Raw genomic sequence first — 8,394 nt, forward strand, 5'->3', positions numbered from 1 at the left:
GCCGTGTCGATGGATGCTCGATTTTCACCCGGACGGGAGAGTTTCGGAACGTGTGGTGGACAGAGTGCGGGTCCGACGGTCGTAGGTTGGCCGCGTGAGCCAGCACAGGCGCCCGCCGGCGAGACGGTCGGGGCGAGCGGAGCGGAACATGCGGCGGCGGGCGCTGATCATCGGCGCGGCGGTCGCGGCCTTCGGTGTGGGCGTGGGGCTGTGGGCCTCCGGCGGAGACGGCGGCGGGTCCTCCGTGGCCTCCCCGAGCCAGAGCCAGAGCCGGAGCCAGGGCCGGAGTCCCTCTCCGACACCGAGCCCCACCCGCAGCTACCCCATGTCCGAGGCCCCGCGCACCATCCCCTCCGTGCGCGACCACACCCCCGCCCGCGGACCCGGCTGGCGCCCGCGGGCGTCGTACCGCGTGGTCGTCAGCGACGCCGAACTGAGCGACGAGGGCAAGCTGATCGCCGGAGAGCTCGGACTGAAGTACGCCGGCGAGCGCGGGGACGTACGCGCGGGGGACGTACGGCTGGCGCTGAACGGCGACGAGGGCGCGGACCCGGAGTCGTACGCCATGACCGTGCGCGGCGGCCACGTCACCATCAGCGGACCGGACGACGCCGGCGTCTTCTACGGGACGCGCACGCTGAAGCAGGAGGTCCGCGGCGGCGGCACGGCGCCCGAGGGCGTGGTGCGCGACGAGCCCGCCAAGCCGGTGCGCGCCCTGATGCTGGACATCGCCCGCAAGCCCTACAGCGCGGGCTGGATCGAGGACCGCATCCGTGAGCTGGGCGACCTGAAGTTCAACCAGCTCGGTCTGCACTTCTCCGACGACCAGGGCTTCCGCATCGAGTCGGACACCCACCCCGAGGTCGTCTCGGAGGAGCATCTGACCAAGGCGCAGGTCCGGCGGATCGTCGGCCTCGCCGCAGGCCGGCACATCACCGTGGTGCCCGAGATCGACTCGCCAGGCCATCTGGGCGCGGTCCTCGACGCGCACCCCGAGCTGCAGCTGCGCAACGCACAGGGCGTACCCGCGCGCGGCGCGGTCGACATCTCCGACCCCGACGCCGCCGAGCTCGTCGACGACCTGCTCGGCGAGTATGCGCAGCTGTTCCCCGGGGCGCCCTGGCACCTCGGCGGCGACGAGTACCTCGCCCTGATGGCCTCCGACCCGGAGGGCTCCTACCCGCAGCTCGCCGCGGCCGCGCGGGAGGCCTACGGCCCGGGCGCGGGCATCGCCGACCTGGCCACCGGATGGCTCAACGACCGCGCCGACACCGTCCGGGCGCTCGGCCGCACCCCGCTCGCCTGGAACGACGGCTTCTACCGCTCCTCGAACGTGCCGCCCGACAAGGACATCCAGGTCGCCTACTGGACCGGCAAGGAGATCGGCGCCCGCGAGCCCGCCGCCTATCTGCAGGCGGGCCGTAGGGTCGTCAACTACAACGACGAGTTCCTGTACTACGTCCTCGGCGAGCCGCAGACCTTCGTCTATCCCACCGGCGAGCGCATCTACACCCAGTGGACCCCGCGCGTGCTGCGCGGCACCGACCCCGTCCCCGCAGGCCACGACGACCAGATCCTGGGCGGCTCCTTCGCCGTCTGGGGCGACCTGCCCCGCTCCCAGACGCAGGAGCAGATCGCGGCCGGCATCCGGATGCCGCTGCGGGCGACCGTCCAGAAACTGTGGGACCCGGACCCGCCGGCACTGAGCTGGGACGAGTTCCGGGCCCTCGCCGACAAGCTGGGGTGAGCGGCGCGCGGCCTGGCCGAAAACGTGCCCTCACGGCTGCCCGGGCCGCACCGCGGGCTGCCCCTGTGACAGAACCGGGCCGTCACGCGCAGAAAGGGAAAGTGCGGGCTCCGTGACGGATGGCGCCCCGTCGAGGGAGGCGTGAATGAGCCTGGTGGAACTGATCGCGCAGGCCGACGAGCGCGGACTGGCCGCCAGCGGGCTGGCTTGTTTGGATCGGTGCGTGCCGCTGCTGGGCGGCGACGACGAACTCCTGCGCCCGCTGTGGGCGAACCTCGCCGAAGGCGCCGACCCCGCCGCGTGGGGCGGCCTGCTGGACCAGGCGCGCGACAAGCTGGACGCCCCGGGCCCCGGCGCCGACGAGGCCGCGCTGCTCGCCCGGCGGATGCTGGACGCCGCGCCCGCGACGCGCTCGGGCGGCGAGGTGCGGGAGTGGGCGGACGCCTGCTCGGTCGCCTCGCTCCGGATACACCGGCTGCTCGACCCCGCCGAGGACAGCGGCGATGTCGACTCCTGCCGCGCGGGCGGCACCGAGGGCGTGTCACCGCTCGTCGCCGCCGAACTGCGCCGCCAGGTCACCGTCCTGGAACTGCTCGCCGGCCACGGCCCGTCCGGGCTGCGCAGCGCCCTGGACGTGTCCACGGAGGGCCGGCGGGTGCTGCGCGCCGTCGTGTCGCGCCGTACCCGGCAGCAGGGCTGAGAACCCTCACCGACGGCGGATCCTGTGACCGTGGTGCGGGGGAGGCGGGGCAATCCCGCGCCGGTCGCGGCGAGCGGCCGGAACACAGTGACGAAACCGCCGCCGACCCCGCTCTTGCCTATGTGACGACTCTGACGACGACACATCACGAGACCAGGCCCCAGGCCGCCGCCAAGCCCGTCCGCTGGGCGGCCGACGCGGTGGCGACGATGCGGGAGGGCGCGCGGCTGCGCCTGGACTACTCGGCGCAGAGCCTGTGGCGCGTCGACCGGATGATCGAGGACCTGCGGCGCGAGGACCCGCCGTACGCCGCCATGGAGCAGGTCCTGCGCGGGCTCGGGGCGTACGCCGGTGAGGTCGTCGTCCGGCAGACCGGCGGCGAGTGGTGGGCTTCCGGCGGCGACCACTGGGTCCGCACCCCCGACGGCCGGCTGTGGGACCCCATCGACGAGGCCCGGCGCTGCTTCACCGGGCAGGGCTCCCTGCGGCTGCTGTGCCGGGACGCGACGGCGGGCCGGCCGTGAGGGCGGTCCCGGCGTGACCGACGCCGGGCCGGCCGCCCCGGGAGGCGTCTTCCCGGGGCCCACCGCACAGCTGTGACACTTCTGTGAATCCCGGCGCTGTTGAGACGGGGGACGTCAGTACCGACGACGAGGTCCGTACGGCGCGCTCCCGCAGGCAACCGGTGCGAACGAGGACGGTCTTGGGCCAGGGAGGGGAACCCCGGCGCGTGCAGGCGTACGACGGGGAGCTGGGCGCGGCGGTCGCTCGGGCCCAGGACGGCGACGAGGCCGCCTTCGCGGTCGCCTACCGACTGGTGCAGCCGGGCCTGCTCGGGTATCTGCGCGGGCTCGTCGGCGACGACGCCGAGGACGTGGCCTCCGACGCCTGGCTGGAGATCGCCCGCGACCTGGGCCGGTTCAAGGGTGACGGGGCGGGCTTCCGCGGCTGGACGGCGACGATCGCCCGGCACCGCGCGCTGGACCACCTGCGACGGCTGCGGGTACGCCCGCGGGGCGGCACGCTGGAGCAGGACGTGCTGGAGCTGCCCGGCCCGCACAGCACGCACGAGCAGGCGCTGGAGTCGCTCTCCACCGAGCGTGCCCTGGAGCTGGTCCGGTCGCTGCCGCCCGACCAGGCCGAGGCCGTGCTGCTGCGTGTGGTGGTGGGCCTGGACGGGCCCGCGGCCGCCCGCGTCCTCGGCAAACGCCCCGGCGCGGTGCGCACCGCGGCCCACCGCGGGCTGAAACGGCTGGCACGCCAGCTGGGTGTGACGGATGAGGCTCCCCGGACGCTGGGTGAGTCGACATGAACGACGACGGCGGCGGCAGACCGGCGGAGAGACGGACGGACCCGATGGACCGGGTGGACCCGGCGGGCCTGGTGCACCAGGCGGACCCGGAGGACCGGGGCAACCGGGTGAGCGGGGCGGAAATGGAAGCGGAAGCGGGCATGGGCGAGCGGCTGGACGGCGGCACGACACCCGACCCTGCCGCCGCCCGTCCCGGCCACGGCGAGGGCACGGCGGCGCTGGAGGAGTACCTCGCCGTCGCCCTGCGGCGGGTCGAGCCCGGCTCCGAGGGCGAGCGGCGGGCGCTCGCGGCGTACCGGGCGGCACGGCAGAGCGGTGCCCGGCGGGCGCGGACCCGGCGGCGCGACGACTGGCGGCCCCGTGAGGCGCGGGCCGGCCGGCCGCTGCGGACCACCCTCGCCGTGCTGCTGGCCGGGCTGACCCTCGGCGGTGTCGCCTACGCGGCCGTCGGCGGCACGGACGACAGCCCCGAGGACACCGGGGGACGGCCCGCGGCCCCCGCCGGCGGCGTCCCCTCCGACGGCACCCCGTCCGGCACCGCGCCCTCCGCCGGCGCCGCCCCCGGCGACCGCCCGGGCACCCCCGCCACCGGGTCCGGCCCCTCCGGCGGTCCCCCGACGGCCGAGGACACCGACGAGGCCCGCTGCCGGGCCTACGCGGAGGTCGAGGGCCGCGGCGAGGCGCTGGAGGCGACGGCCTGGGAGCGGCTCGTGAAGGCGGCCGGCGGCGAGAAGCGCGTCGACGCCTACTGCGCCGCACGCACCCGGGCCACGAAGGCCCCGGCTCCGGCGGCCGAGCCGGCCCTGCCGGACGTCGCGGTCCCCTCGGACGGGGCGGTCCCCTCGGACGTGGTCCCGCCGGCCCCCGTGGACCCGCCGACGGTACTGGACCCGCCCGCCGAGACCGGCCGGCCCGACGTGGCGGCCCCGACCGGCCCCGTCGAGGACAAGAAGCCCCGGTAGAAGCGCCGAGGAGCGGCGCCGAGGAGCGGATGAGAACCGGGGGCGGAAGCCCGGCAGACCCGCGGCAGCACCCGGAAGAACCCAGAAGAACGCAGAAGCACGCAGACGTACACAGCAGAACGCAGATCTACACAGCACTACGCAGACGTACACAGCACTACGCAGACGTACGCAGTAGAACGCAGACGACGCGGAAGAACGCGGGAGAGCTGAGGATCAGGGGCGGCGTGGCGCCGAGGCAACGGCCGGGGCCGCCACCCCCCACAGGAGAGGCCCCGGCCGTCGCGCGGACGGGCCGCGCGGCGGCCCGTACTTCCTTCAGCGCCCGGCCGCCGATTTCTGTCACACCCCGCAGCCGTCCACCGCGTCACGAGTTAGTTGCATCTTCTATCTGACTTCGTAGCGCATGGACGGCGAACGGTTTCACGCCGTAACGTGCCTTTCGCGCCGGACTGCCAGGGCTGTGTGGCCCTGAGACTGCGGCGTACGACCGGATCGGTGCGCAAGAGGGGCGCGGTGCTGGGGGACGACGCGGAGCTGACGGCCGCGGTGCTTGCGGCACAGGACGGGGACGAGACCGCGTTCCGGACTGTGTACCGCGCGGTGCACCCGCGGTTGCTCGGATACGTCCGCACGCTCGTGGGGGAGCCGGATGCCGAGGACGTCGCCTCCGAGGCATGGCTGCAGATAGCCCGCGACCTGGAGCGGTTCAGCGGCGACGCCGACCGCTTCCGCGGCTGGGCCGCCCGGATAGCCCGCAACCGCGCCCTGGACCACATACGGATGCGCGGCCGCCGCCCCGCCGTCGGCGGCGACGAGACCGAGCTGACCGGCAAGCCCGCCGAGTCCGACACCGCGGGCGAGGCCATCGAGGCCCTGGCGACGGGCCGCACCCTCTCCCTGATCGCCCGCCTCCCACAGGACCAGGCCGAGGCCGTCGTCCTGCGCGTGGTGGTGGGCCTCGACGCCAAGACCGCCGCCGAGACGCTCGGCAAACGCGCGGGGGCCGTCCGCACCGCCGCGCACCGGGGGCTGAAGCGGCTCGCGGAGCTCATCGGCGAGGATCCGGAATCCACGGGCGTGCTCGACGCGCTGCCCGCCCAGCGAGAACCGCGCGGCAGGACGGTGACGTCCGCGAGTGTGACGCATACGCGACCGCGGACGCAGAAGGACATGTGATGGCCGACGAGCAGTACGGGTGGCTGGACCGCGAAACGGCGGAGCGACTGCTGCGCGGGCAGGCTCCGGATGCCGTCGGCGCCGATGCCGGGGACCAGGCCGAGCGGCTCGCCGAAGTCCTCGCCGCGCTGTCCGCGACACCCGCCCCGACCAGCACCGAACTCCCCGGCGAGGCCGCCGCGCTGGCCGCGTTCCGCAGCGCCCGCGCCGAGCGCCCGGCGGCCCGTGGTGCCGCCGCACGCGGCGGCGGCTCCGACGCCGGGCTGGTCCGGCTCGGCGGCCGCGACGGCTCGGCCGGTGCGCTCCGGCACCCGCGCTGGACCCGCCCGCTGCGGTACGGCCTGGCCGCCGCGCTGGCCGCCGGCATGGTCGGCGGGGTCGCCGTCGCGGCGGGAACCGGAGTCCTGCCGACGCCGTTCGACAGCGCCGATCCCGCCCCCGCCGCCTCGGTCTCCGCGGCCCCGGCCACGCGCCGGCCGCTCGTGACGCCCTCGCCCGACGGCAGCGGTCCCTCGCACCGGCCGGGCGGCTCCGCCGACGGCGGCAGTGCGGGCCGGGACACCGCCCGGGACTCCGCAGGCGCCGGCGTCCGCGGCCGCGACCGCGCCACCCCCGACGGCCCCGGTATCGCGGACACCCGGCACGAGACCGTCGACTCCTGCCGTGCCGTGCGCGACGGCCGCGCCCTGGACGCCGGCCGCAGGCGCGCCCTGGAGGGCGCGGCCGGCGGCTCCACGCGCGTGTGGACGTACTGCAAGGGCTTGCTCGGCGAGCTCGACACCCGCGCCGGGAACGGCACCGGGGGCACGTCCCAGGGCACCGGCCAGGACGGCCGCGGCACCGGCGACCAGGGCGGCAACGGCGGCGGCGAATCCGACGACAAGGACAAGGACAAGGACGAGCCGGGCCACGGCACGGGCGCCGGCGGCCGGGGCGACGGCGACCGCGGCCGGGGCGACGGCGGCAGCGGCGGCGAGGCCGGCGACGGCAGTCAGGTCGGCGACGGCGACCAGGTCGGCGGCGGCAGCGGCGACCGGACCGGCGACGGCCACCGGCGGCGCGACCGCTCCGCCGGCAGCCCGCCGGCCTTCGGCCCCGCCCTGCCCAAGCAGCCCCCCGTGTCCCCGCAACCCTCGCAGAGCCGGGCCCACGCAAGCCGCTGACCTGCGATTTCTCGGGCGCCGAAATTTTCTCGGTGCAGGTGTGACGTTTTCGCGGGCCGCGACGCAGTAATAAGTGAGCCGACTGGTCATCGGCCTCGCACAGAGCCGGGGTTCCCCCCGTACCCGTGGCTCGTGCACCTGGCGCGGGTGGGACACGTTCCCCCGGTCCCGCCCGCGCCCCACACGTCCCGCCGCCGGAGCCTTACCGGTGGACGACGACCTTGTCGCCGTCGCGCACCTGAGCGAAGAGATCCGCGATCGCCGCCTCGTCCCGTACGTTGACGCAGCCGTGCGAGGCCCCCGCGTACCCACGGGCCGCGAAGTCGGCGGAGTAGTGCACCGCCTGGCCGCCGCTGAAGAACATCGCGTACGGCATCGGGGAGTCGTAGAGCGTGGACACGTGGTGGCGTGACTTCCAGTAGATCCGGAACTCACCCTCCCTGGTCGGGGTGTACTCGGACCCGAACCGCACCGGCACGGTCAGCAGGGTCCGTCCGTCCACCATCCAGCGCAGCGTCCGGCTCTCCTTGCTGATGCACAGCACCCGGCCCGTCAGACAGCGCGGGTCCGGCGCGTCGGCCGGCTGGCCCCCCATCAGATACAGCTCCCAGCGCCCGGGTTCGTGCGTCATGCCCAGCAGCCGCCGCCAGGTGACGGTGTCCACCTGCCCGGTGCGCGGCAGCCCCCGCTTGCCCTGGAACCCCTTCACCGCCTCCTCGGTGGCCTCGTCGTACGTCCCCGTCGGCCCTTCGAAGAGCCAGGCGATCTGCCGCAGCCGCGCCTGCACCTCCCGGACGTCCCGCCCGTCCGCGCCCCGCGCCCACAGCACGCGCGCGGCCGGGGCGCCGGGGGCGGCGCTCCCGGGCCTGCCGTCCTCCCCGGGGCCGGCCGGCCCGGTCCTGGTGACCTTCACGGGCGGCACCCCCTGCCCCTGCGCGCCGCCCTCGGCCCGGCACCCGCCCACCGCGAGCACGGCCACCACCGCGACGACCGCCTTGCGCAACCCCGGACTCCGCATGTCGCACCCCCATCGGCACCCCTATCGCCCCCAGAGATGTCTCCCCGCGCGTGACGGGTTGCATCCGGCACGGCATGGTTGTGAGCAAGGTCCCAGCGTGGGGCCCTCCACCGGAGTGCACGGCCGCCGCTACAGTCCGTGGCGAGGGTCGGATTGTACTGGCGAGTAATGAAGCTACGCGGAGGCACACCATGGCACGCGAGTCGGAGTCCGGACTGCCCATCGAGCCGGTGTACGGGCCGGACGCGCTGGAGGGCTGGGACCCGGCGGAGAAGCTGGGTGAGCCGGGCGCGTATCCGTTCACGCGCGGTGT

8 protein-coding genes are annotated in these 8,394 nt (G+C 75.4%); 7 read left to right on the forward strand and 1 reads right to left on the reverse strand.

From position 1 onward, the window contains the following. Nucleotides 1-148 precede the first annotated feature (148 nt). From ACIGXJ_RS26790 to ACIGXJ_RS26820, 7 genes are all read left to right on the forward strand, one after another. The gene (locus ACIGXJ_RS26790; RefSeq protein WP_399650173.1) at nt 149-1,747 is read left to right on the forward strand and encodes a glycoside hydrolase family 20 protein; all 1,599 of its coding nucleotides are present in this window, start codon (nt 149-151) and stop codon (nt 1,745-1,747) included. A gap of 145 nt (nt 1,748-1,892) precedes the next feature. Beyond that, a complete protein-coding gene (locus ACIGXJ_RS26795) occupies nt 1,893-2,447 on the forward strand; it encodes a hypothetical protein (RefSeq protein WP_399650175.1) in 555 nt (184 codons plus the stop codon). Between the two features lie 122 nt (nt 2,448-2,569). Further along, entirely contained in the window at nt 2,570-2,971 is a 402-nt protein-coding gene (locus tag ACIGXJ_RS26800; RefSeq protein WP_399650178.1) for a hypothetical protein, read from the forward strand. 179 nt (nt 2,972-3,150) lie between these two features. Beyond that, entirely contained in the window at nt 3,151-3,759 is a 609-nt protein-coding gene (locus ACIGXJ_RS26805) for an RNA polymerase sigma factor (RefSeq protein WP_399650180.1), read from the forward strand. Next, nucleotides 3,756-4,721, forward strand: coding sequence for a hypothetical protein (locus tag ACIGXJ_RS26810; RefSeq protein ID WP_399650182.1), 966 nt, complete (start codon nt 3,756-3,758; stop codon nt 4,719-4,721). Before ACIGXJ_RS26805 ends, ACIGXJ_RS26810 begins: the two co-directional genes overlap by 4 nt. A gap of 516 nt (nt 4,722-5,237) precedes the next feature. Further along, entirely contained in the window at nt 5,238-5,900 is a 663-nt protein-coding gene (locus tag ACIGXJ_RS26815; protein WP_399650230.1) for an RNA polymerase sigma factor, read from the forward strand. Then, entirely contained in the window at nt 5,900-7,063 is a 1,164-nt protein-coding gene (locus tag ACIGXJ_RS26820) for a hypothetical protein (protein ID WP_399650184.1), read from the forward strand. The genes ACIGXJ_RS26815 and ACIGXJ_RS26820 overlap by 1 nt, the downstream gene beginning before the upstream one ends. Before the next feature lie 202 nt (nt 7,064-7,265). Here ACIGXJ_RS26820 and ACIGXJ_RS26825 read toward each other — a convergent pair whose 3' ends face one another. Beyond that, on the reverse strand, nt 7,266-8,081 hold the full coding sequence (locus tag ACIGXJ_RS26825; RefSeq protein ID WP_399650186.1) for a L,D-transpeptidase family protein: 816 nt from the start codon (nt 8,079-8,081) through the stop codon (nt 7,266-7,268). Between the last annotated feature and the right edge of the window lie 313 nt (nt 8,082-8,394).

Origin of the sequence: Streptomyces sp. NPDC053367, from assembly GCF_044545925.1 — a bacterium.
Taxonomy (GTDB): domain Bacteria; phylum Actinomycetota; class Actinomycetes; order Streptomycetales; family Streptomycetaceae; genus Streptomyces.

Bases quoted from the DNA above. Each gene is read 5' to 3' on its own strand.
- ACIGXJ_RS26790 (WP_399650173.1), top strand. From the start codon at position 149: ATGCGGCGGCGGGCGCTGATCATCGGCGCGGCGGTCGCGGCCTTCGGT.
- ACIGXJ_RS26795 (WP_399650175.1), top strand. From the start codon at position 1,893: ATGAGCCTGGTGGAACTGATCGCGCAGGCCGACGAGCGCGGACTGGCC.
- ACIGXJ_RS26810 (WP_399650182.1), top strand. From the start codon at position 3,756: ATGAACGACGACGGCGGCGGCAGACCGGCGGAGAGACGGACGGACCCG.
- ACIGXJ_RS26820 (WP_399650184.1), top strand. From the start codon at position 5,900: ATGGCCGACGAGCAGTACGGGTGGCTGGACCGCGAAACGGCGGAGCGA.
- ACIGXJ_RS26825 (WP_399650186.1), bottom strand. From the start codon at position 8,081: ATGCGGAGTCCGGGGTTGCGCAAGGCGGTCGTCGCGGTGGTGGCCGTG.